16 protein-coding genes and 1 pseudogene are annotated in these 24,586 nt (G+C 34.5%); 8 read left to right on the plus strand and 9 right to left on the minus strand.

Annotated elements, in window-relative coordinates; translation table 11 throughout:
• Positions 1–107 precede the first annotated feature (107 nt).
• From I5M07_RS01655 to glmM, 8 genes and pseudogenes are all read right to left on the minus strand, one after another.
• Positions 108–1,480, minus strand: a pseudogene (locus I5M07_RS01655) (M20/M25/M40 family metallo-hydrolase).
• A gap of 361 nt (positions 1,481–1,841) precedes the next feature.
• Positions 1,842–2,252 carry a hypothetical protein gene (locus I5M07_RS01660; protein ID WP_200104453.1) on the minus strand — a complete coding sequence of 137 codons (411 nt, stop codon included), beginning with the start codon at positions 2,250–2,252 and terminating at the stop codon, positions 1,842–1,844.
• 66 nt (positions 2,253–2,318) lie between these two features.
• Complete coding sequence (locus I5M07_RS01665) at positions 2,319–3,521, minus strand: acetate/propionate family kinase (RefSeq protein WP_200104454.1); 1,203 nt, start codon at positions 3,519–3,521, stop codon at positions 2,319–2,321.
• Positions 3,522–3,531: 10 nt separating this feature from the next.
• On the minus strand, positions 3,532–5,625 hold the full coding sequence (gene pta / locus I5M07_RS01670; RefSeq protein ID WP_200104455.1) for a phosphate acetyltransferase: 2,094 nt from the start codon (positions 5,623–5,625) through the stop codon (positions 3,532–3,534).
• A gap of 18 nt (positions 5,626–5,643) precedes the next feature.
• Positions 5,644–6,714, minus strand: a complete 1,071-nt coding sequence (gene corA, locus I5M07_RS01675) for a magnesium/cobalt transporter CorA (protein WP_200104456.1) — start codon at positions 6,712–6,714, stop codon at positions 5,644–5,646.
• A 222-nt stretch (positions 6,715–6,936) separates the two neighbouring features.
• Positions 6,937–7,662: a 3-deoxy-manno-octulosonate cytidylyltransferase gene (kdsB, locus tag I5M07_RS01680; RefSeq protein ID WP_200104457.1), complete on the minus strand. Its 726-nt coding sequence runs from the start codon at positions 7,660–7,662 to the stop codon at positions 6,937–6,939.
• Positions 7,663–7,693: 31 nt separating this feature from the next.
• A complete protein-coding gene (gene ygiD, locus I5M07_RS01685) occupies positions 7,694–8,524 on the minus strand; it encodes a 4,5-DOPA-extradiol-dioxygenase (protein ID WP_200104458.1) in 831 nt (276 codons plus the stop codon).
• 56 nt (positions 8,525–8,580) lie between these two features.
• Entirely contained in the window at positions 8,581–9,969 is a 1,389-nt protein-coding gene (gene glmM, locus I5M07_RS01690) for a phosphoglucosamine mutase (protein ID WP_200104459.1), read from the minus strand.
• Between the two features lie 192 nt (positions 9,970–10,161).
• Here glmM and I5M07_RS01695 point away from each other — a divergent pair, with 192 nt between their 5' ends.
• From I5M07_RS01695 to I5M07_RS01730, 8 genes are all read left to right on the plus strand, one after another.
• Entirely contained in the window at positions 10,162–10,755 is a 594-nt protein-coding gene (locus tag I5M07_RS01695; RefSeq protein WP_200104460.1) for an acyl carrier protein phosphodiesterase, read from the plus strand.
• 94 nt (positions 10,756–10,849) lie between these two features.
• Positions 10,850–12,631 carry a chloride channel protein gene (locus I5M07_RS01700; RefSeq protein WP_200104461.1) on the plus strand — a complete coding sequence of 594 codons (1,782 nt, stop codon included), beginning with the start codon at positions 10,850–10,852 and terminating at the stop codon, positions 12,629–12,631.
• A 24-nt stretch (positions 12,632–12,655) separates the two neighbouring features.
• Positions 12,656–13,171 carry a GNAT family N-acetyltransferase gene (locus I5M07_RS01705; RefSeq protein WP_200104462.1) on the plus strand — a complete coding sequence of 172 codons (516 nt, stop codon included), beginning with the start codon at positions 12,656–12,658 and terminating at the stop codon, positions 13,169–13,171.
• 92 nt (positions 13,172–13,263) lie between these two features.
• Positions 13,264–16,095, plus strand: a complete 2,832-nt coding sequence (uvrA, locus tag I5M07_RS01710; RefSeq protein ID WP_200104463.1) for an excinuclease ABC subunit UvrA — start codon at positions 13,264–13,266, stop codon at positions 16,093–16,095.
• 249 nt (positions 16,096–16,344) lie between these two features.
• The gene (locus tag I5M07_RS01715; protein WP_200104464.1) at positions 16,345–17,232 is read left to right on the plus strand and encodes an alpha/beta hydrolase; all 888 of its coding nucleotides are present in this window, start codon (positions 16,345–16,347) and stop codon (positions 17,230–17,232) included.
• Between the two features lie 131 nt (positions 17,233–17,363).
• On the plus strand, positions 17,364–18,092 hold the full coding sequence (locus I5M07_RS01720) for an LOG family protein (protein ID WP_200104465.1): 729 nt from the start codon (positions 17,364–17,366) through the stop codon (positions 18,090–18,092).
• 236 nt (positions 18,093–18,328) lie between these two features.
• Positions 18,329–21,088 (plus strand): gluzincin family metallopeptidase, encoded by a 2,760-nt coding sequence (locus I5M07_RS01725; RefSeq protein WP_200104466.1) that lies wholly within the window; start codon positions 18,329–18,331, stop codon positions 21,086–21,088.
• A gap of 187 nt (positions 21,089–21,275) precedes the next feature.
• Positions 21,276–23,684 carry an alpha-ketoacid dehydrogenase subunit alpha/beta gene (locus I5M07_RS01730; protein WP_200104467.1) on the plus strand — a complete coding sequence of 803 codons (2,409 nt, stop codon included), beginning with the start codon at positions 21,276–21,278 and terminating at the stop codon, positions 23,682–23,684.
• Between the two features lie 73 nt (positions 23,685–23,757).
• Here I5M07_RS01730 and I5M07_RS01735 read toward each other — a convergent pair whose 3' ends face one another.
• Positions 23,758–24,576, minus strand: coding sequence for a M48 family metallopeptidase (locus I5M07_RS01735; RefSeq protein WP_200104468.1), 819 nt, complete (start codon positions 24,574–24,576; stop codon positions 23,758–23,760).
• Positions 24,577–24,586 lie beyond the last annotated feature (10 nt).

The following is a 24,586-nucleotide window of genomic DNA, read 5'->3' on the forward strand; positions in this document are numbered from 1 at the left end:
AAATTTGAATATTTTAAATCACTTTTTCTTTTCCTTGAAAATTTAAAACCACTGCAAAAAAAATGGAGTTATAAAACCCCATTTTTGTTACTTATTTTAAAAAAAAATTAATTAAATCCTTTTTGATCAACCAAATACAGTAAAGTGGCCATTGTTGCGGCTCCCAATTCCAATTCTCTTTTGTTGATGGCATCAAACGTATCATTTGCAGCGTGATGGTAGTCAAAATAGCGTTGTGAATCTGGTTTTAAACCTGCTTTTACAATGTTTTTAGCGGTTAAATGACCAATATCCGAACCACCGTGGCCTTTTACAAAACTGTGAATTAAATATGGCTCAAAAAACGGTTTCCACGAATTGATTTTAGCAAAAGTTGTGTCGTCACATTCAAAAGAAAAACCTCTTGGTGTAAAACCACCCGAATCGCTCTCTAAGGCAAAAATGTGATTTTCTTTATTTTGTTGAGCCAATTCTTCGTATTTGGCACCACCTTTACCGCCATTTTCTTCGTTCATAAACAAAACAACCCGGATGGTATTTTTGGGTTTGTAATTTAAGTTTTTCAAAATACGAACCGCCTCCATACTTTGCACCACTCCTGCTCCATCATCGTGCGAACCATCGGCCAAATCCCATGAATCCAAGTGACCGCCAACCACCATAATATTTTCTGGATGCTCGGTTCCTTTAATTTCGCCCACTACATTGTGCGACAAAACATCGGGTAAGGTTTCGCAAGATTGCTTAAAATAAAAAGTCAAATTAGGGTTTACAGACAGTGATTTGCTTAATAATTCGGCACCATTGGTACTAATGGCCGCAGTCGGAATGTATTTTTCTTTTGGTAAATCGCCATAACTTTGCGTTCCGGTATGCGGAAAATCATCTAAACGCAAATTCATGGAGCGTACAATAGTGCCTAGCGCTCCAAATTTAGCTGCTTCTTTAGCGCCCGAATAACGTTGGTCGACGCAACCGCCATACGATTTAAAAGTTTCGATATTCAAAGGATCCATTGGGCGGTTAAAAAAGACGATTTTGCCTTTTACTTTTTCTCCTAAAGTGTTTAATTCTTCAATACTTTTTACTTCTATAACTGTAGCCGAAAGACCGGTTTTTGGCGTAGCAACCGAACCACCTAAGGCACAAATGGGCACAACGGTTTTGGTTTTATTGTCTAAAATATAGGCCGTTTCTTTTTCGCCTCGTACCCAATGCGGTACCATAACTTCTTGTAAATACACTTTGTCTAACCCTAAGCTTGAGAGTTGATTTTTGGTATATTCCACCGCTTTAGCAGCATTTTCTGTTCCCGATAAGCGACTACCAATATCATTCGACAAATACTCCAACCAAGTATAACATTTGGCTTCGGTAAGTGCTTTTTTGTAAATTAACTGAATGTTTTTTCGTCGACAGTTTGTGCAATTCCTGAAATTCCTTTTAGTAGAAGAAATGCAAAAAGAATACTCTTTTTCATCTTAAAATTATTGTTTTTGGGGTTATTATTTTTGTTGAATAACAATTTTGTAAAGAAACAAAATTTACCTCATTACTAAAAGGATATTTGGGATGGTGGGAGAAGAATTGTTGGTTTTTATTCTATATATAAAATTTTATTAATACAAAGATTTTGGTTTTGTTTTAAATATGAACAACTTTAAAAAATAAAAATGTTTTAAATATTTTCTTCATTTTTTACGATTTTCTGATAAAACTACTTTAAAAATTCTCAGGTTATCCACCGACTTAGCTTTAGAAAGCCCATAGTTTTTGTTAGCAAAATATTTTGAAATGCCATCTTCAAATTTTCATAAATGACCAGCTTTCACGTAACGCAGTTAAACGTGGTATTTTTTTTCTAATCGTTTCAGTCTTTTTAAAATTCGCAAACTTCCATTTGCAGTATTCGGCAATTTCCAAAAATCAGTTTCAAACCATGCAATGCATGTAATATATGCTGATTCAATGTTTTTCTTTTTTTCATAGGCTTTTGAAAGTCTTTCATAGATCATTGGTGCGTAAATCCCTTGTTTAATTCCTTGTTTTAAAATGGAAATTTGTAAATCAATATCATTTACTTTAGTTGCATCATCATATTCAGATAAATAGTTTTGTATTTTGTATTTTTGGTCGTATTGTATCATTTTCTTATAAGCGTCGGGAAAGATTATTTTAGCAACTGAAACATACTCAGAATAATGGCTCAAACAATTTTCTAAGTACTTTTTTGTGTCTCCAGAAACTTCCATTTCAATTTCTTTTTGTCGTAAAACAGATACTTTGTCCTGCATATTGTTTAATACTTTTAGATTGCACTAAGTATGGTTACTAACCAACTGATAAGCCTGATTTGCAATTTCAAATTCTTCGTCGGTTGGAATAACTAAAATTTTGGTTTTGGACTCGGTTGTGTTGATTTCTCTAAGCGATTTTGAGCGTATGGCGTTTTTTTCGGCATCTAAATCAATTCCAAAAAAGTCCATGTCGGTACAAACCAAATTTCGGATGTACGATGAATTTTCGCCAATTCCGGCCGTAAACACAATGGCATCTAAACCATTTAATACCGCAGTGTAGGTACCTATGAATTTTTTTATGCGGTAGGCATTCATATCCAAAGCCAACTGACAGGCTAAATTTCCTTTTGCGGCCTCGCTTTCAATATCTCGTAAGTCGCTATAACCTGTTAATCCTAACATTCCGCTTTGTTTTTGTAACAGCGTGTTGATGTCTTCTAACGAATAACCCAAGGTGTTTTTAAGGTAAAAAATGATGGATTGGTCAATATCGCCACAACGCGTACCCATAATTAAACCGTTTGTAGGACTGAAACCGAACGAATGATCGATGCTTTTGCCGTTTTTAATAGCCGTCATGCTGCAACCGTTACCCAAATGAATGGTAATGATGTTTTCGTGATTACAATTGTTTTCTTTTAAATACGCAATAGCGGCCTCCGAAACGTATTTGTGACTGGTTCCGTGAAACCCGTATAATCGGATTTTATTTTCGGTTAATAATTTGTTTGGTAAGGCGTATTTATAGGCCACCACGGGAATCGTTTGGTGAAAAGCAGTATCAAAAACAGCCACTTGGTGCGCCGATTTAAAAATTTCTTCCGACACATTAATTCCTTCTAAATGAGCTGGATTGTGTAACGGTGCTAAACTAAAAATTTGTCTGATTTTATTCTTTACGGAATCATCTATTTTTACGGTTTTGGTAAGTGTACTGCCACCGTGCACCACACGATGTCCCACAACTTCTATTTCGGAAGTGGATTTAATGACTCCGTTAATTTCGTTCATTAACAAATTGGCAATTTTTTGCAAACCAATTTTATGAGTGGGAACAGGCGTTACATCTTCAAACGAAACGTTATTGGTTTTATAAGTTATGTTGGAGGTTTCGAGACCAATACGATCAATCATTCCGGTACAAATGACTTCGTTTTCGGGCATGGCCATTAATTGGTATTTAATGGAAGAACTTCCTGAATTTATAATTAAAATTTTCATAGTTATTTTTTTATAATCCTTGTGCTTGAATTGCTGTAATTACAACGGTGTTAATGATATCATCTACGGTACAACCTCGACTCAAATCGTTTACAGGTTTGTTTAAACCTTGTAACATGGGGCCAATTGCCAAAGCGCCTGTTTCTCTTTGAACGGCTTTGTAGGTGTTATTTCCTGTATTCAAATCCGGGAAAACCAACACACTTGCTTGTCCGGCGACTTCCGATTCGGGCATTTTGCTTTTCCCCACATTACGGTCGACTGCGGCATCGTATTGGATTGGCCCTTCAATTTTTAAATCGGGTCTTTTTTGTTTGACAATTTCAGTGGCTTCGCGTACTTTTTCGACTTCATCTCCTTTACCCGAAGTTCCCGACGAATACGAAAGCATTGCTATTTTAGGTTCTATTCCGAATGCTGCACTTGAATCGGCGGAAGAAATAGCAATTTCGGCTAATTGTTGCGCTGTTGGATTGGGATTGATGGCGCAATCTCCAAAAACCGAAACACGATCTTCTAAGCACATAAAAAAGATAGACGAAACTACCGAAGAATTGGGTTTGGTTTTGATAAATTGCAACGCAGGGCGAATGGTATGTTGGGTGGTATGTGCCGCTCCCGAAACCATTCCGTCAGCATCGCCTTTGTACACCATCATGGTGCCAAAATAAGAAACGTCCTCCATTAAATCGCGAGCCATACCAATAGTCACGTTTTTATTTTTACGCAGTTCGTAATACGTTTCTGAATAGTTGTTGTATAATGCCGAATCTAACGGATTGATGATGTTTACTTTGCTAAAATCAATATGAATTCCCAAGTCCGAAACTTTACTTTCAATACTTTTACGGTCGCCAATTACGGTCAAATCAACCACATCCATAGCCTGCAAACGTGACACAGCAATAATGATTCTTTCGTCATTTCCTTCGGGTAATACAATGTGTTTTCGGTGCAAACGGGCTCTTTTTACCAAACTATATTGAAACATTCTGGGTGTCATTCCTTCTGCTTCATAAGTAGCTAACTTTTGAGCCAGTTTGTCTACATTAACATACTTTTCGAAAGTAGTAATGGAAGTTTCAATTTTAGGAATATTACTAGCGTAAATTTGCGAATTAATTTTTCCTATCTTATTGGTTACACTGTAAGTACCGTCATTTACTGCAATAATTGGTACAACGGTTGCTAAACCATCAATTAGCTTTAAAATACTTTCTTCTGGAACAATATTTCCCGTTAAAACAATTCCGGAAACCGAAGGGTAATTAGCCGATTCGTTTGCTTGTAATGCCCCCATTATAATATCAGAGCGATCACCTGGGGTAATAACCAAAGCATTATCGCCCAAATGCACCAAATAATTATGCAATTGCATGGCTCCCACACTAAAATGTCCTGTTTGATTGTTAAGATAGTTTTCGCCAAAAAGCACTTCGGCATCCAATTCGTTTACGATTTCCTGAATAGTCGGGTGATTTAAACTGTCTATCATCGGAATGGCGCTTACTAAGATAGAATCAGGAAGCGTTCTTTCGAGGTTTTCATTTACCAACACCACATTTTCCATTTGAATTTTATTCGCAATAACCGCTAAAACTTCTACTTCTTTCAAACGAAACGAATCATATGTAAGATAAATGCTGTCTAAAAAATCTTCTAAATTTTTACCTACTCCCGAGCCTAAAATCAATACCGGAATTCCTAAATTTTTTGCAATTAATACATTGGTATCCAACTCGATAGAAGTTCCCTCTCCTGTAAAACTGGTACCTTCTACTAAAACAAAATCAAATTTCTCCTCTAATTTTTTATACTTTTCAATAATCAAATCGAGTACCTCTCCTATTTTTCCTTTGTTTTTTCGTTTAATCAACTTGCTTTTGGTTATTGCATACGCATCATCAAAAGTCATATCCAGCTTAAAATGCTTCAAAACCGTATCGATATGATTGTCGTATTCATCTTCTACAAAATCTTCGATAACGGGTCTAAAATAGCCTACTTTGGCCATTTTCCCCATCAGCATACTCATTAAACCGAGTGTTACAATCGATTTTCCGCTATGTTGTTCGCTTGTTGCTATATAAATTGCTTTATTCATTTTGGATAAATTTTATAATTAAAACCATTTTCGGCTTTTGAAATACAGAATTAACGCCACAACCAACAGCAACATCACGCCTAAAACGGTGTAATAGCCATAGTGATAATGAAGTTCGGGCATGTTGGTGAAATTCATGCCGTAAATTCCGGCGATGAACGTGAGCGGAATAAAAATGGCCGAAACAATGGTTAAGGTTTTCATTATTTCGTTCATTTTATGATTTTGAGCCGAAAAATAAAAATTAGAAGCACTTTCTAATAAATTCATATCCGAGTCAATTTGCTCTAATAATTCGATCGATTTTTGATGCAAACGCGAGAAAAAAACATAACTTTCTTTTTCTAAAACATTAAAAATATGGTCGGATTTAATGCTTTTAATTTCGAATAAAGAATCTCGTAACGGAATAATGGCTCTTTTTAAAAAATGAAAATTATCGCGGTGTTTTTCAATTTTTTCCAAAAGCAATGGGTTGGAATCGGTTTTAGTTAAGACAATCAGCTTTTCTATTTTATCTTCTTCATTTTCAATGGTAATGTAAAAATTTTCCATTACGGCATCGAGTAACAAATACAACAAATAGCCTATCTTTTTAGACCGAACCATACCGGTGTGGGTACGTAATCGCTCTCGAATGTGTGTGAAAAAATCACTTCTTTTTTCTTGAAAAGAAATCAACAAGCCCTCTTTGATTAAAAAACTAATTTGCTCTACTTTAATATCGTCTAAATTTGGACTGGGTAAAATGGATTTTATGATAAAAAATAAATTTTCGGGGTTTTCTTGAAAGCGGGTTCTTTTGTGAATGTTTAAAATATCGGTTAAAATAAAATCATCTACAGCAAAACATTCCCCCAACTTTTTTATCAACTCCAAATCATTCAATCCGTGTACGTTGAGCCAATTGTTTTTAGTTAAATCAATTTTAGAATTGATTTGATTGCTTTTTAAATCTTGAAATTCTTGTATCGAACTGTCGTTGTAAACAAACAATTGCATTTCGGAAGAAATGGCTTTGTGTTTTCCGGTGTATTCTAATTTATTAGGTTGTGTTTTGCGGACTTTTCGGAATTTAATTTTTCTCATTTACGAATGAATTACAAAGTAATATTACAAAAAAAAAATTGGAATTTTCTTAGAAACGCTTATCAAAATTAGCTTTTAAACAAAATTGAGTTCTTTCTTTAGGAATTCAATTATAGTCAAAATTACGTGTTGTATTTAGGAGAAAACACGACATTTATCAGGAAAGTAATTTTTACCTTCAGCAATGAAATAAAAAAACTGTCGCAACGGACAGTTTTAAAATTATAAAAGCAAACGGGCTCGTTCTAAATCTTCGGGTGTGTCAATTCCAATTCCAACGTGAGCTGTTTCAACCATTTTAATTCGTTTTCCAAATTCCAAATAACGCAATTGCTCTAGTTTTTCTGAGGCTTCCAAGCTTTTCATCGGCAAGTTGTAAAAATCTAGTAGCGCTTGTTTTCTAAAAGCATAAATGCCAATGTGTTGAAAATAACGCACACCTACATTTTGCTCTCTTGGATAAGGAATTACCGAACGCGAAAAATACAAAGCAAATTGCGATTGATCGACCACTACCTTCACATTGTTTGGATTATTGATTTGATCGGAATTTGTTATTTCGCGCATTAACGAAGCCAAATCTACTTTTTTGTCAGCATCAGTTTTAAAAACCGAAATCAATTCTTTTAAAGGTTCTGCTGCCGTAAAGGGTTCATCACCTTGTACATTTATCACGACATCTACATCCATATTAGCAACGGCTTCGGCAATGCGGTCACTCCCCGATTCGTGTTCTTTTATGCTCATAATAGCTTTGCCCCCATTTGTTGTAATTTCTTTAAAAATTAAATCGGAGTCGGTTACTACAAAAACATCGTCAAATAATTGGGTATTTAAGGTCGCTTCATAAGTTCTTAGAATTACCGATTTTCCGCCTAAATCTTGTAATAATTTTGCCGGAAAACGAGTTGAAGCATAACGCGCTGGAATGACAGCAATAATTTTCATAATATAATTTAATTATTTGTATTGTAACAACTTATTGTATTTTAACCGAAGTCATACTTAAAGAACCTGCCAACAATTTATCATTAAATAAATGCAGCTCTTCGGAATTGTTTTTAAGTCCTAATGTATAGACCAAAGGCAAATAATGGTCGGGTGTTGGGATGGCCAATTGAATGGCTTTTCCTGCTTTTTCAAAATGAATTAACGGTTCAAAATTACCATTTTTTAAATGATTATTAATGGTTTCTCGCGCTTCAATTGCCCAATCATAACCGTAATCTACCCGGTTGATGTTAGCAAAATCAACCATTCTTAAATTGTGCACGATGTTTCCGCTGCCTATAATTAAAATACCTTTGTTTCGTAATTTTTGCAATTTGCTGGCTAATTCAAAATGATACGCTCCAGGTTTGGTGTAATCGATACTCATTTGAATTACAGGAATGTTGGCCTCAGGATACAGATGTTTTATAACGCTCCAAGCGCCGTGATCCAAGCCCCAATCAAAATCGAGTTCTATAGGTGTTGGCTCCAGTAATTTTTGTGTTTCTATAGCCAATTCGGGACTACCCTTTGCTGGATATTGTACCTCATATAATGCTTTCGGAAAACCGCCAAAATCATGAATGGTTGGAGGCATTTGCATGGCTGTGACTTTCGTTCCTTTAGTAAACCAATGAGCCGAAATACATAAAATGGCATTCGGTTTTGGAATGGTTTTGGCTACTGCTCTAAAACCAGCAACAAATTCGTTCTCTTCAATTGCATTCATCGGATTTCCGTGACCTAAAAACAAAACCGGCATTTTTTCGGTAGCCGAAAATGTTTCAGAAAGAGTACTTAAATCATTTAAAGTTGGCATAAGCGCTTATTAAAAAATAACCCCTAAAATTTTTAATAGTAGGGGTTAATTCTAGATTAAATTCCAGCAATTTGTTTAATTTCATTTACAATTCGCTCTGCTAAAATATCGGCATCATATTGAGAAGGTGCTTCTGTATAAATTCGGATAATTGGCTCGGTATTCGATTTACGCAAATGAACCCATTCGGTTTCAAAATCAATTTTTACACCATCAACCGTTGAAATATTTTCATTTTTATACTTCTCTGTCATTTGAGTCAAAATAGCATCAACGTCAATTTGTGGCGTTAATTCAATTTTATTTTTGCTCATAAAATACTGCGGATAAGAAGCTCTTAATTCGGCAACCGTTTTATCTTGACCTGTTAAATAGGTTAAAAATAAAGCAACTCCCACAAGTGCATCTCTACCGTAGTGAATTTCAGGATAAATGATTCCACCATTTCCTTCACCTCCAATAATTGCGTTGTTTTTTTTCATCAATTCTACCACGTTTACTTCACCTACGGCACTTGCTTCGTAAGTTCCGCCGTGTTTTTGAGTAATGTCGCGCAATGCTCTCGAAGACGACATATTTGAAACGGTATTACCAGGTGTTTTACTTAAAACATAATCGGCAACGGCAACTAAAGTATATTCCTCGCCAAACATTTCGCCATCATTCGAAATAAAAGCCAAGCGGTCTACATCAGGATCAACTACAATTCCGAAATCTGCTTTTTCTTCTACAACTAATTTGCAAATATCTCCCAAATGTTCTTTTAAAGGCTCTGGATTATGAGGAAAATGTCCATTAGGTTCGCAGTATAATTTAATTACTTCTACGCCCATTTGCTCTAATAATTTGGGAATAATAATACCTCCCGAAGAATTCACACCATCTACCACCACTTTAAATTTAGCCGCCTTAACGGCTTCAATATCAACCAAAGGCAAATTTAATACTTCATCGATGTGAATATCCATGTAAGCATCATTAACTACAATTTCGCCAAGAGTATCTACATCCGAAAAATCAAAAGCTTCGGCTTCAGCAATTTCTAATATTTTCGCTCCTTCGGCTCCGCTTAAAAATTCACCTTTAGCATTTAACAGTTTTAAGGCATTCCATTGCTTTGGATTGTGGGAAGCTGTCAAAATAATACCGCCATCTGCTTTTTCAAGCGGTACCGCTACTTCAATCGTTGGTGTGGTTGACAAACCTAAGTCAATCACATCAATTCCTAAACCAATTAAGGTATTTACCACTAGGTTATGAATCATTGGACCCGAAATTCTGGCATCACGGCCAATCACAACCGTTAACTTGTTTTTATCTGTATTTTGTTTTAAAAAAGTTCCGTAGGCCGAAGCGAATTTTACTGCATCTACGGGGGTTAGGTTATCTCCTACTTTTCCACCAATGGTACCACGTATTCCTGATATTGATTTAATTAATGTCATTTTAAAATTTTTGGTTATTTGGTTACAAATATAAATAGTTGCTTGTAGCAAATTGCATTTTTGACGTTTTTTAACCAAAAATGAATGGTGTTTTTTATTAAAACCGTCCTTAAAAAAAGCATATTTTATTAGTATATTTACTAAATATAATTCCGATTTAGCCGTTTTATTAGTGAATAACACCTTATTTATATGAACTTTTTAGCCCATATATATTTATCAGGAAATGATGATTTAATTAAAATTGGCAATTTTATGGCTGATGGAATTCGCGGAAAACAGTTTGAAGCTTTTCCTTCAGATATTCAGAAAGGAATTTTATTGCATCGTGAAATTGATACCTATACTGATGCTCACGACATTTTTAAAAAAAGCACCAAAAAATTACATTCTAATTACCATCATTATGCGGGAGTTATTGTAGATATTTTTTACGACCATTTTTTAGCCAAAAATTGGATGGAATATTCTAATGAAAATTTAAGTCAGTATGTATCGAATTTTTACTGCTCCCTACATCAAAATTATGAGTTGTTAACTGAGAAAACGCAAAACATATTGCCCATAATGATTCAGGAAAATTGGTTGTTGAGTTACCAAAGTGTAGAAGGAATTCAGCATATTTTAACTCAAATGGATCGAAGAACCCGAAATGTTTCCAAAATGCAATTTGCCACAAACGAGTTGATTCAACATTATGATGAATTTGAATCGGAGTTTACTTCCTTTTTTTTAGAATTAAAATCTCACGCTCATAATAAGTTACTTATGTTAATAAATACGTAAATTTAGCCTCCGAATTGGTATTAAAAGCCTAATCATTCGATTTTTTGATATGTAAAAGTTAATTTTGTAAGCCCATCCAATTTTATTTTAAAAAATGTTAAAAAAATACTTTAGAAAACTTGAAAGCATAATAGCAATGTCGCAGTCAATCATGACGCCAAAGCAATTCATTTTTTTATCAAGTGTTTTAGTGGGTATTTCTTGTGCATTGGCGGTTATTATTCTAAAAACATTTGCACACAAAGTTTTCTCGTTTGCCACATACATCAACGGAATTTTAAAATTAAGCTTCATTAACAGTATTCTGCCTATGGCCGGAATTTTGTTGACCGTTTTTGTAGTGCATCGCCTTTTGAACGGAAAAATTGAGAAAGGTACTTCTCAAATTTTGTTTACTATAGCTAAAAAAGCCAGTATAATTCCAAGAAAACAAATGTATGCGCAAATTGTAACAAGCTCGCTTACAGTCGGTTTAGGAGGTTCGGCTGGATTAGAAAGTCCGATTGTAGTAACCGGAGCGGCATTTGGTTCTAATTATGCACAAAACTACAAACTCTCTTATCGCGATAGAACGTTATTAATTGGTTGCGGTGTGGCAGCAGGAATTTCGGCTGCCTTTAATGCGCCCATTGCTGGTGTGCTTTTTGCCATCGAAGTATTATTGGTCGATGTTAGTATTACGGCATTCATTCCTATTATGATTTCGGCCGCCACAGGTGCCATTGTATCGGCCATTGCGTTAGATGAAAACATTTTATTGTCCTTCAAACAACAAGAAAGTTTTAATTTTTATAACGTCCCTTTTTACATCCTTTTAGGTTTGATTACGGGCGGAATGGCGGTGTATTATTCTAGAAATTTTCAAAGAGTTGAGCATTATTTTGGCAAACTCAAAATGAACCCTTATAAAAAAGCCTTATACGGTTCTGCTGTCTTGGCGGTTTTAATTTTCATTTTCCCAACTCTTTTTGGTGAAGGTTACGAAAGCATCAAATTACTTTCAGAGAATCCTTCAAAAATTATGGAAAATACTCTTTTTGAAGATTTTAGAAACAACCCTTGGATATTACTGTTTTTTGTTGGAGGCACTACAATGGTAAAAGTTTTTGCTTCGGGTTTAACCATTGGAAGTGGTGGAAATGGAGGAAACTTTGCTCCTGCCCTATTTTTGGGCTCTTATTTAGGATTCTTTTTCTCCAAATTAATCAACCTTACCGGCTTAACAAATTTGCCTGTTACCAATTTCACTATGGTAGGAATGTCGGGAATTTTGAGCGGATTATTTCATGCGCCTTTAACGGCCATTTTCTTGATTGCGGAAATAACGGGAGGTTACAGCCTAATGATTCCGTTAATGATTGTTTCCTCTATCAGTTTTGCCATTTCGAAACGATATGAAAAATATTCATTAGATGTGAAAAGTTTGGCTAAAAAAGGGCATGTTTTTACTAGCAATAAAGATTCGAATATTTTAACTACTCTGGATATTGAAAGTGTAATTCAGACCGATTATTTAACAGTTACTCCAGACGAAAACTTAGAAAAGTTAGTCGATTTAATTTCGCATTCCAATCAAACCGTTTTTGCGGTTATCAATAAAGAAAAGGAATTGGTTGGTGTGGTTCATTTTAATGATATTCGCGAAATTATTTTCAATCAATACCGAGTAAAATATACTTTTATACGAGATATTATGAAGCCAGCTCCGGCTACGATTTATTCTATTGATAGTATGGAAATTGTAATGAATAAATTCGAAAAAAGTAAAAGAGCGCATTTACCTGTGGTCAAAAATGGCAAATATTACGGTTTTATCTCAAAATCGATTGCTTTAGAAGCGTATCGCACCAAATTGAGAGCGATGACCATTGAATAGCATTAAAAAGACTTTAGTATCAGCATGAATTATAATTTCAGAAAAGCAAATTTGTCCGAAGCTGCAGCTATTTGGACTATTTTACAGCAAGCCATTATTCGCCGTAAAAATGACGGAAGTCAACAATGGCAAGATGGTTATCCTAATTTAGAAGTTGTAAAAAAAGATATTCAAAAAGAAGCAGGATATGTTTTGACCGAAAATGAAGTCATCATTGGGTATGCTTCGATTGTTTTTAATGACGAACCAGCTTATGCTGATTTAGTTGGAAAATGGTTAACAAATAATGAATTTGTTGTATTACATCGGTTAGCCATTGCCGAAGGTCATTTAGGAAAAGGATTAGCCAAAAAAATATTGCTTTTTACCGAAGAAATTGCCTTACAGAAGAATATTTTCAGCATTAAAGTAGATACTAATTTTGACAATTTTGCTATGCTTGCCATTTTTGAAAAGTTGGGTTACGTTTATTGCGGAGAAGTCGAATTTAGAGGCGGAAAGCGTAAAGCATTTGAAAAAGTTTTGAAAAAAATGGTTTAAAACCATCTTAATCCTTGATTTTTAACACAAACTTATAGCCCATATTATCTAATAACAATTCAAAGTGGTAACTTTGCCTTTTGCTCAAAATTATGTTAGAAAAAGACAATACCATCGAAGTTCTTGGCGCACGAGTTCACAACCTAAAAAATATCGATATTGCAATTCCGAGAGAAAAACTTGTAGTAATTACAGGGCTTTCGGGTTCAGGAAAATCCTCTTTGGCGTTTGATACGATTTATGCAGAAGGACAACGCCGTTATGTAGAAACTTTCTCGGCCTATGCCCGACAATTTTTAGGCGGTTTAGAGCGACCAGATGTAGATAAAATCGACGGTCTTTCGCCTGTTATTGCCATTGAGCAAAAAACAACCAGCAAAAGTCCGCGATCTACGGTAGGAACCATTACCGAAATTTATGATTTTTTGCGTTTGCTTTTTGCCAGAGCAGCCGATGCTTATAGTTACAATACCGGCGAAAAAATGGTTTCGTATTCCGATGAGCAAATAAAAGAGCTTATTAAGACCGATTTTAATGGAAAACGAATTAATATTTTGGCTCCAGTTATTCGAGCTAGAAAAGGACATTATGCCGAATTATTTCAACAAATTACCAAGCAAGGTTTTTTAAAAGTTCGTGTAAATGGTGAAATTCAGGATTTAGTTGCAGGCATGAAACTGGATCGTTATAAAACGCACGATATAGAAATTGTGGTGGATCGTATTTTGGTTGACGATACCGCTGACAATCAAAAAAGATTAGCAGAAAGCATCAATACCGCCATGCATCATGGTGAAAATGTTTTAATGATTTTAGATCAGGATACTCAAGAAGTACGCTACTTTAGCCGTAATTTAATGTGTCCATCAACCGGAATTTCGTACCAAAATCCAGAACCTAATTTATTTTCGTTCAACTCACCAAAAGGAGCTTGCAGTCATTGCAATGGTTTAGGAAAAGTGCACGAAATTAACGAGCAAAAAATCATTCCCAATCCAAAAATTTCTATAAAAAGTGGCGGTTTAGCTCCTTTAGGCGAATACAAATCGTCTTGGATTTTTAAACAACTCGAAATTATTGGCGAAAAATTCGGTTTTAAATTAACCGACGCTATCGAAACTATTCCGACAGAAGCCTTACAAATGATTCTGTACGGAGGAAAAGATAAATTCACCGTAAATTCGAAAGAATTGGGTGTGGCACGTGATTATAAAATTGATTTTGAAGGGATTTCCAATTTCATAAAAAACCAATTTAACGAGCAAGCTTCAACTACAATCAGACGTTGGGCGAAAGAGTTCATGGACGAAATTAAATGTCCAGAATGTGAGGGTTCTCGGTTAAAGAAAGAAGCTTTGTTTTTTAAAATTGACGCTAAAAATATAGCTGAATTATCGAATATGGATATTTCCGATTTAACCGATTGGTTCCAGGATTTAAACAGTAGATTATCCGAAAAACAAAAAAAAATTGCATCGGAAGTGGTCAAAGAAATCAAAGATCGTTTGGAATTTTTGATGAACGTGGGATTGAATTATTTGGCTTTAAGCCGCAGCTCTAAATCACTATCCGGAGGAGAAGCGCAACGTATTCGATTGGCTACTCAAATTGGCTCACAATTAGTGGGTGTTTTGTATATTTTAGATGAACCTAGTATCGGACTTCATCAGCGAGATAACGAAAAATTGATTCATTCTTTAGAAAAATTACGCGATATTGGCAACTCGGTTATTGTGGTAGAACACGACAAAGACATGATTGAACGTGCCGATTATGTAATTGATATTGGACCAAAAGCAGGAAAATTTGGTGGCGAAATTATTAGTAAAGGAACTCCAAAAGAAATTTTGGAACAACACACCACTACAGCTCAATATTTGAATGGAGAAATGAAAATTGAAATTCCGGAAAAAAGACGCGAAGGAAATGGCAAATTTTTAAAATTAACAGGAGCAACAGGGAATAATCTTAAAAATGTTTCGATTGAATTGCCTTTAGGACAATTGATTTTAGTGACAGGTGTTTCGGGCAGTGGAAAATCGACTTTAATAAATGAAACGCTCTACCCTATTTTAAATGCCCATTTTTTTAATGCGGTTAAAAAACCGAAACCTTATAAAAAAATCGAAGGATTAGAACATATTGATAAAGTAATCGCTATCGATCAAAGTCCGATTGGTAGAACTCCACGTTCTAATCCAGCTACGTATACTGAAGTTTTCACCGAAATACGAAACCTATTTACCATGACGCCCGAAAGTATGATTCGGGGTTACAAAGCAGGTCGTTTTAGTTTTAATGTAAAAGGCGGCCGTTGCGAAACCTGCGAAGGATCAGGAGTTCGAACTATCGAAATGAACTTTTTACCCGATGTTTATGTAGAATGTGAAACTTGTCAAGGAAAACGTTTTAATCGCGAAACCTTAGAAATTCGCTATAAAGGAAAATCCATTTCGGATGTATTGAATATGACCGTGGATGAAGCTGTTCCTTTTTTCGAAAACATTCCTAAAATTTACAGAAAAATCAAAACCATTCAAGAAGTTGGTTTGGGTTATATTACACTCGGTCAGCAAAGTACCACGCTTTCTGGAGGCGAAGCGCAACGAATTAAATTGGCTGGTGAATTGTCTAAAAAGGACACAGGAAATACTTTTTATATTTTAGATGAACCCACAACGGGTCTGCATTTTGAGGATATTCGGGTTTTGATGGAAGTGATTAATAAATTGGTTGATAAAGGCAATACCATCTTGATAATTGAACACAATATGGACGTAATTAAATTAGCCGATTACATTATAGATATTGGTCCCGAAGGAGGAAAAAGTGGCGGACAATTAGTAGCAAAAGGTACTCCTGAAGAAGTAGCGAAAAGCAAAAAAAGCCATACAGCTCCTTTTTTGAAAAAGGAATTGGCCTAAATTTTTTAACTTAAAAATATATCAAAAGCGTAACTTTTATAAAAGGTTGCGCTTTTTTTGTTTTAATAAACTGTAAACAAATAGTTTAACCTTAATTATTTTTTTCTTTACTATTTTGAAATTGGTTTATTTTGATATATTTGCCCGAAATTTAGTATAGTTACTTTTACTGTTATATTTTTAAATAACCAACAAATTAATCGTTAAAATAATTAATACTAATCAAACTAACTAACCAATATTTAACAAATGAAAAAAATCAATTTCGGCATTCAATTAATGCTATTATTTTCGGGAATGTATGTTATGGCTCAAATTCCGAAAGAAAACCCACTTTTTCCTAATGGTATAAAAGACAATTCAATTACCCATGAGCAAAAAGAGACTTTTGCAGACTCTCTTGTAAAATCAGGATCTTTATCAAATAAAGATCGCGTTTTTCGCAATATTTCAGAACCAACCTATATGTTGTTTCCAGCAGCTGAATCAAATAACAAACATGTAGCAACGATTATTTTCCCAGGCGGTGGTTTTCATTCTGTTTGGGTTGATAAAGAAGGTACAGATTTAGCAATTTGGCTTTCGCAACAAGGTATTACGTGTATGGTTGTAAAATACAGAACTAATACAAAAGACGAAAAAGGAAAATTTAAAATTCCGATGGAAACCGTCTATTTTGATGCACTTAAAAAGGATGTGAATGCGAGTGTAATGACCATGATGGGACTAGCAGAAAAATTAAAATTTGACAAAGATAAAATTGGCGTAATGGGTTTTTCTGCAGGTGGATTTATATCGGAATGGCTGACTTTTACCTCGGTTAACGAAAAAATGCCTTGGAAACCTGCTTTTGTTGGTTTGATTTATGCTGGAGATAAATTAAAATTATTGGAAAATGTTAAAGATAAATCAACTTTACCTCCGTTTTTTATGGCAATTGCAAGAGACGACAAAAAATGGAAATTATCACGCGCACTCCCATTTTTATCAGCGGTAGTTGAACAAGTTGATAAATCAGAATTGCATATTTACTCTAAAGGAGACCACGGTTTTGGATTAGCTTATGACGAAGGCCATTCGGTCGGAATGTGGAAAGAAAGTTTTTACAACTGGATTTTAGATATTTATCAAAAATAACAACATTCTGTAACAGACCAATTTTCAAATTGTTATCTTTTTCGTAGACTAAATCAGGAGCTTAAATGCTCCTTTTTTTTAAAAAAGTAGTACTTTAGGTTTTTAAAATTTAAAAAAATAAACCCTAGAAAATGAAATTAGAGGATTTTGATAACGACGAAGATAAAGTCATTCAAGACAGTTTAAAACAAAAAACCTGGAACGAAATTAGAACAAACGATAGTTGGGCCATTTTTAAAATCATGTCCGAATTTGTAAATGGTTATGATAATATGGGCCGAATCGGACCTTGTGTTTCCATTTTTGGCTCGGCTCGGACTAAACCAGATAATAAGTATTATCAATTGGCTGAAAAAATTGCCTATAAAATTAGTAAAGCAGGTTACGGCGTAATTACCGGTGGCGGTCCGGGAATTATGGAAGCAGGTAACAAAGGGGCACACTTAGGTGGCGGAACATCAGTAGGTTTAAACATCGAATTACCTTTTGAACAGCATTTCAATCCGTATATCGATCACGATAAAAATTTGAATTTTGACTATTTTTTCGTTCGAAAAGTAATGTTCGTTAAATATTCTCAAGGATTTGTAGTGATGCCTGGCGGATTCGGAACTTTAGATGAAATGTTTGAAGCCATAACCTTAATTCAAACTAAAAAAATTGGAAAATTCCCTATTATTTTAGTCGGAACTGAATTTTGGTCGGGTTTAATCGATTGGATAAAAACCGTACTTATAGAAAAAGAACACAATGCACTTTTAGAAGATTTGAATATTTTCAAAATTGTAGACAACGAGGACGAAGTTGTCGAAATTTTGGATAAATTCTACAAGAAATACGATTTAAGTCCGAATTTCTAAAAAGACTCCATTTAAAAAAATATAAATTGGAAGAAGGTGTATACTGGCAACAGATTACACCTTTTTTATTAAAAGTTCCAGTTTGAATAATTTTCTTTCAATAACGCGTTATATCTGATTTTTTATTTTTAATTTGTGGCAAAGCAAAAATTTACTTGAAACTACTACTAAAATTATTTTTCATTGTATGCTGTTTTGTTAGTTCAACAAAACAATGGGCGCAACATCACTCTAAAATGGCGCTTTCATTTGATTTAAATTCCAAATCAATTTATGTAATTCAGGAATTAGTTTATTACAATAATTCTCAGGACACCTTAAAAAACATCATTTTAAACGATTGGAACAATGCGTATTCAAGCAAAAATACGCCTTTAGCTGAGCGATTTTCGGACGAATTTTACAGAACCTTTCATCATGCTAATAGCCAAGATTATGGAGCTACTTTTATCACCAATTTATCCGATCAAAATGGCGAAAAATTAAATTGGTCTCGCCCACTCGAACATCCGGATTTGGTTAATTTAAGTTTGAATAAGCCTTTAAATCCCGGTGAAAAAGTAGAAATTCATCTTAGTTATAATATCAAAATTCCGAATGATAAATTCACAGGATATGGTTTTTCGGATTTGGGCGAAATAAATCTGAAAAATTGGTACTTAACTCCTGCCCGATTTGAAAACCACCAATTTGTTACCTATAGCAATTTGAATTTAGACGATTGTGCCAATGCCATTTCGGATTACGAAATCGAAATTAGAGTTCCCGCTCATTACAATATCAAAACCGATTTGGATTTTGTAACTAAACATTCGGAAGCAACTTATTATACGGATATTTATGAGGGAAAATCGCGTATGGGTTTTACACTTTTTATTTCTAAAAAAACAAAATTCCAAACTTATAGTGATAGTTCATTAAATATTCTTTCAAGTATTGAAAATAAAAGAGTTAATGAAATTCAAAAAGCGATATTGATTGACCAAATTATGCAATTTACAAAAGAAAAATTGGGCAATTATCCTTTTAAAAATATAACCGTTTCGCAAACGGATTATAACCGAAATCCGTTTTATGGACTGAATCAATTGCCTTCTTTTTTACGGCCTTTTACAGATGAATTTGTTTTTGAAATTACTTTTTTAAAAACGTTTTTAAATAATTATCTCACCACTACTTTACAAATTGACCAACGAAAAGACACTTGGGTTGTAGATGCTTTACAAATTTATTTGATTATGGAATATATTGATTTATACCATCCGGATCAAAAAATGATGGGCAAACTCTCTAATTTCTTTCTGACAAAAAATTACAAATTGGCGCGTTTAAAATTCAACGAGCAGTTTAGTTATTATTATATGTTGATGGCTCGCAAAAATTTAGACCAACCTTTAAACGAGTCGAAAGACAACTTAATAAAATTTAACGAGCAAATTGCAAGTAAATACCGAGCTGGCTTGAGTTTAGAATACTTAAATGAGTATTTAGGTAAAGAAATTGTAGCCAATAGCATCAGTCAATTTTATCAATTGAATTTAAAGCAGCTTACAACAGCAGATGATTTTGAAAACATCCTTAAAAATAATTCTGCAAAAAACATCGATTGGTTTTTTGATACGGTCATCAATTCGAGAGAAATCATTGATTATAAATTTACCGATTTACAACGCAATAGTACTAAAGACAGCGTTTCGTTTAAAGTAAAAAGCAAAACTAATACGTATGTTCCCGTTCCGGTTTATGGCGTAAAAAAGAATGAAATTTTATTTAAGAAATGGATCGAACCGAATGTAACTACCATAGACACTACCTATAATTTTGCACGAAATGGCGCAAACAAAATAGTTTTAAACTACGAAAACGAAGTTCCTGAATACAATTTAAGAAACAATTGGAAATCGTTACGAGGTTTTAAACTATCCAATAAACCTGTAAAATTTACTTTTGGTAAAGATTTAGAAGATCCGAATTACAATCAAATTTTGTTCATGCCAACCATTGGCTACAATTATTACGATGGTTTTTCGCCTGGATTACGTTTTAACAACCGCACTATTTTGAACAAACCTTTTACGTACGATATTAATCCCGCCTACTCTATAAAAGCCCAAACTTTTTCGGGTTCGGGAAATTTAACATATAACGCAAACTATCGTAACAGCCGTTTATACAATGCTAAATATTGGATTAGCGGTTCTTATTTTCATTATATTGAAGATGCTACGTATTTAAAAATAAATCCTTCGGTATTTTTGAGTATTCGAGAAAAAGACTTTAGAGACAATCAAAAACAACACATTTTAATTCGACAAACTATTGTCAATCGGGAAAAAAGTGCTTTGGTTACGGATAATTCGAACCCTAATTATTCGGTATTTAATGCACGTTATTACCACACCAAAACCGAAATTGCCCAACATTTGAATATTGTTCCCGAAATTCAATTTTCTAAAGATTTTGGAAAATTTGCAACCGAAATAGAATATCGTAAATTATTTCAAAACAAACGCCAACTTAATCTAAGATTGTATTTTGGAACGTTTATTTACAACCATACCGATACCGATTATTTTAGTTTTGCGGTAGACCGACCAACCGATTATTTGTTTGATTATGGTTATTATGGCCGATCGGAAAGCACAGGCTTTTTTAGCCAACAATTTATTATGGCAGAAGGCGGATTCAAATCAAAACTCAATACGCCGTATGCAAATCAATGGATTAGTTCATTAAATGCCAGTTACGCCATTTGGAATTGGATAGAACTTTATACCGATTTTGGTTTGATGAAAAACCGAAGCGTAAAAACGCAATTTATGTATGACAATGGAATTCGTTTGAACTTGGTTCCGGACTATTTTGAATTGTATTTTCCGATTTCTTCCAATTTAGGTTGGGAAATTTCGCAACCACATTATTATGAAAAAATTCGGTTTGTGGTCACATTTTCTCCTAAAACCTTAACCAATCTTTTTACAAGAAAGTGGTTTTAGAAAACACAAAAAACAACCGTTTTTTAATTAAAATTCAAAAAAAACCAAATAAACTGCATTTTACACTTGTAAAACTCAATAAATTGCAAAAAACATAAAAATTATTCAATTATATTTAATCTAATAAATTTAAAAAATCGATAGTTTTTAATTAAATTTGCATTTTAAAAGAGATTCCCTTTTTATTATGATAAAAGAACATACCAACAATACCTTAACATTTGAAGATTTCAAAACCGAAGTAATGAAAGACTATACCTTGGCTATAACTAGTCGAGAGTGTAGTTTGTTAGGACGTAAAGAGGTTTTAACAGGAAAAGCTAAGTTTGGTATTTTTGGTGATGGTAAAGAAGTCCCACAATTGGCAATGGCCAAAGCTTTTAAAGATGGTGATTTTCGTTCGGGTTATTACCGTGATCAAACTTTTATGATGGCCATTGGGGAGTTAACTCCTTTGCAATTCTTTGCTGGATTGTATGGCAATACCAATTTGGAAGAAGAACCAATGTCGGGAGGAAGACAAATGGGCGGACATTTTGTAACCCATAGTTTAAACGAAGACGGCTCTTGGAAAAACTTAGCCAATCAAAAAAATTCGAGCGCCGATATTTCTCCGACTGCAGCTCAAATGCCTCGATTATTAGGTTTAGCACAGGCTTCTAAAATTTATAGAAATGTTCCTGGAGTAAAAAATCATACTAATTTTTCAAATAATGGAAATGAAGTAGCTTGGGGAACTATAGGAAACGCAAGCACTTCTGAAGGTGTTTTTTTCGAAGCTATTAATGCTGCTGGTGTTTTACAAATACCAATGGTTACGAGTGTTTGGGATGATGAATACGGAATTTCGGTTCATGCAAAACAACAAACCACCAAAGAAAATATATCAGAAATTTTAAAAGGTTTTCAAAAAGATTCTGATACAAATGGTATCGAAATTTTTGTTACCAAAGGATGGGATTATGCCGAATTAATTTCTGTTTATGCAAAAGCAGGCCAAATTGCCCGAGAAAATCACGTTCCGGTTTTAATTCACGTGACCGAACTTACCCAACCACAAGGTCATTCTACTTCGGGGTCTCACGAGCGATATAAATCATCGGAAAGATTGGCTTGGGAAAAAGAATTTGACTGTATCCGACAAATGCGCTTGTGGATGATTGCGATTAATATTGCTTCGCCAGAGGAATTGGAAGAAATTGAATCTCGTATTAAAAACGAAGTTATCGAAGCTAAAAAACAAGCTTGGAATAATTTTATTAATCCGATAATCGAGGATCAAAAAGAATTGGTGGGTATTCTTAATCGCATTGCCGAAAAAAGCATCAAAAAAGAAGAAATTTTAGATTACACAAAAAAACTTGCTGCCATAAAAGCACCTTTAAAAAAGGAAATGTTGGTGACAGCCAGAAAAGTGCATCGTATATTAGTTAACGAAAGTAATAAAAGAGAACTTTCTACCTGGATTTCCAATTACATCAAAATAACGCAACGTAATTTTAGCAGTTATTTGTATTCGGAATCGCAATGGAAAGTAACAAATGTAGCCAAAGTGGCTCCCGAATATGATCCGGAAGGAAATAAAGTAGACGGACGAATTATTATTCGTGATAATTTTGATGCTTTATTATCCAAACATCCCGAATTGTTAATTTTTGGGGAAGATGCCGGTAATATTGGCGATGTAAATCAAGGATTGGAAGGAATGCAAGAAAAGTACGGTTCGCTTCGCGTGGCTGATACGGGTATCCGAGAAACTTCTATTATCGGTCAAGGAATCGGAATGGCTTTACGTGGTTTACGACCAATTGCCGAGATTCAATACATTGATTACATGTTATATGCCATTCAAATTTTAAGTGATGATTTGGCTTCGTTACAGTACCGTACCGTAGGGAAACAAAAAGCACCATTAATTATCAGAACGCGAGGTCATCGATTGGAAGGAATTTGGCATTCCGGTTCTCCTATGGGTATGATTATCAATGCTATTAGAGGAATTAACGTACTTGTGCCTAGAAATATGACTCAGGCCGCAGGGTTTTATAATGCTCTTTTAGAAACGGACGAACCTGCCTTAGTGGTAGAATGTTTAAATGGTTACCGCTTAAAAGAGGAAGCACCTGTTAATTATGGTGAATTTAAAACGCCAATTGGAGTTGTAGAAACATTAAAAGAAGGAAATGATATTACATTGGTTTCTTATGGATCCACGTTACGCTTGGTAGAGCAAGCAGCTCATGAACTTTTAGCTGTGGGAATTGATTGCGAAGTAATTGATGTTCAGTCTTTAATACCATTTGATATTCACCACGATATTGTCAAAAGTGTAGCCAAAACGAACCGTTTGTTAATTATTGACGAAGACGTTCCGGGTGGAGCTTCGGCTTATATTTTAAAACAAATTATTGAAGACCAAAATGCGTATCAATATTTGGATAGCAAACCACAAACATTGACTGCTAAAGATCACAGACCTGCTTTTGGAACAGATGGTGATTATTTTTCTAAACCTTCTTCAGAAGATATTTATGAAGCCGTTTACGCTATTATGCACGAAGTTAATCCTGCTAAATTTCCAAGCATTTATTATTAATTTAATTGTAAATCAAACATAAAAAAACGAATACTTATCATTACAAGTATTCGTTTTTTTTATGGGTTACTTTTTATTTAAAAGTTACTCCAAATTTAGCGGCTTCTGCTTTAGCTTGCGGAATTAATTTTTTAAGATTCGCAATACGGGTAGCATCAGACGGGTGTGTACTCATGAATTCTGGTGGTGCAGCACCTGAATTGCTCGAGGACATACGTTCCCAAAAAGCAATCGATTCATCTGGATTATAACCGGCAATAGCCATCAATGTTAATCCAATTTTATCTGCTTCGCTTTCGTTACTTCTGCTAAATGGCATCATGACGCCGTATTGACTTCCAAGACCATAAGCTTGTGCATAAATAGCTTTTGTTTGTTCCGATTTTCCACTAGTAGCAGCATCAAGTACCGATCCTCCAATTTGTTGTAATTGGGCAGCACTCATACGTTGTTGACCGTGATTCGCTAAAGCATGAGCAACTTCGTGTCCCATAACAGTAGCCATACCTGCATCATCTTTACAAACCGGAATAATTCCAGTATAAAATGCAATTTTTCCTCCGGGCATACACCATGCATTTACTTCTTTACTTTCAATAAGTTTATATTCCCATTGGTAGCCATTCAAATAATCTTTATGACCGTTTGCATTTAGCCATTTTTCGGCAGCTGCTTTAATTTTCATGCCGACAGTTTCAACTCTCTTTGCATCAGCAGTTCCTGTTACCACTTTATTTTCAGCCAAAAATTTATCGTATTCCTGAAATGAAGACGGAAAAATTTCACTGTCAGGAACTAAGGCCAAAGTACTTTTTCCAGAAAATGGATTTGTAGCGCAAGAAACGACCACAAACCCTACTCCTATTGTTAAAATTTTTAATGTATTATTCATAATTATTAGA

The organism is Flavobacterium agrisoli, assembly GCF_016522065.1.
GTDB lineage: Bacteria > Bacteroidota > Bacteroidia > Flavobacteriales > Flavobacteriaceae > Flavobacterium > Flavobacterium agrisoli.

What these genes read in the sequence shown, in the direction of transcription:
- I5M07_RS01700 (WP_200104461.1), top strand. Translation starts at nt 10,850, where the DNA reads ATGTTAAAAAAATACTTTAGAAAACTTGAAAGCATAATAGCAATGTCG.
- I5M07_RS01665 (WP_200104454.1), bottom strand. Translation starts at nt 3,521, where the DNA reads ATGAAAATTTTAATTATAAATTCAGGAAGTTCTTCCATTAAATACCAA.
- I5M07_RS01730 (WP_200104467.1), top strand. Translation starts at nt 21,276, where the DNA reads ATGATAAAAGAACATACCAACAATACCTTAACATTTGAAGATTTCAAA.
- kdsB (WP_200104457.1), bottom strand. Translation starts at nt 7,662, where the DNA reads ATGAAAATTATTGCTGTCATTCCAGCGCGTTATGCTTCAACTCGTTTT.
- I5M07_RS01705 (WP_200104462.1), top strand. Translation starts at nt 12,656, where the DNA reads ATGAATTATAATTTCAGAAAAGCAAATTTGTCCGAAGCTGCAGCTATT.
- I5M07_RS01735 (WP_200104468.1), bottom strand. Translation starts at nt 24,576, where the DNA reads ATGAATAATACATTAAAAATTTTAACAATAGGAGTAGGGTTTGTGGTC.
- uvrA (WP_200104463.1), top strand. Translation starts at nt 13,264, where the DNA reads ATGTTAGAAAAAGACAATACCATCGAAGTTCTTGGCGCACGAGTTCAC.
- I5M07_RS01695 (WP_200104460.1), top strand. Translation starts at nt 10,162, where the DNA reads ATGAACTTTTTAGCCCATATATATTTATCAGGAAATGATGATTTAATT.
- pta (WP_200104455.1), bottom strand. Translation starts at nt 5,625, where the DNA reads ATGAATAAAGCAATTTATATAGCAACAAGCGAACAACATAGCGGAAAA.
- ygiD (WP_200104458.1), bottom strand. Translation starts at nt 8,524, where the DNA reads ATGCCAACTTTAAATGATTTAAGTACTCTTTCTGAAACATTTTCGGCT.
- corA (WP_200104456.1), bottom strand. Translation starts at nt 6,714, where the DNA reads ATGAGAAAAATTAAATTCCGAAAAGTCCGCAAAACACAACCTAATAAA.
- glmM (WP_200104459.1), bottom strand. Translation starts at nt 9,969, where the DNA reads ATGACATTAATTAAATCAATATCAGGAATACGTGGTACCATTGGTGGA.
- I5M07_RS01715 (WP_200104464.1), top strand. Translation starts at nt 16,345, where the DNA reads ATGAAAAAAATCAATTTCGGCATTCAATTAATGCTATTATTTTCGGGA.
- I5M07_RS01725 (WP_200104466.1), top strand. Translation starts at nt 18,329, where the DNA reads ATGGCGCTTTCATTTGATTTAAATTCCAAATCAATTTATGTAATTCAG.
- I5M07_RS01720 (WP_200104465.1), top strand. Translation starts at nt 17,364, where the DNA reads ATGAAATTAGAGGATTTTGATAACGACGAAGATAAAGTCATTCAAGAC.
- I5M07_RS01660 (WP_200104453.1), bottom strand. Translation starts at nt 2,252, where the DNA reads ATGGAAGTTTCTGGAGACACAAAAAAGTACTTAGAAAATTGTTTGAGC.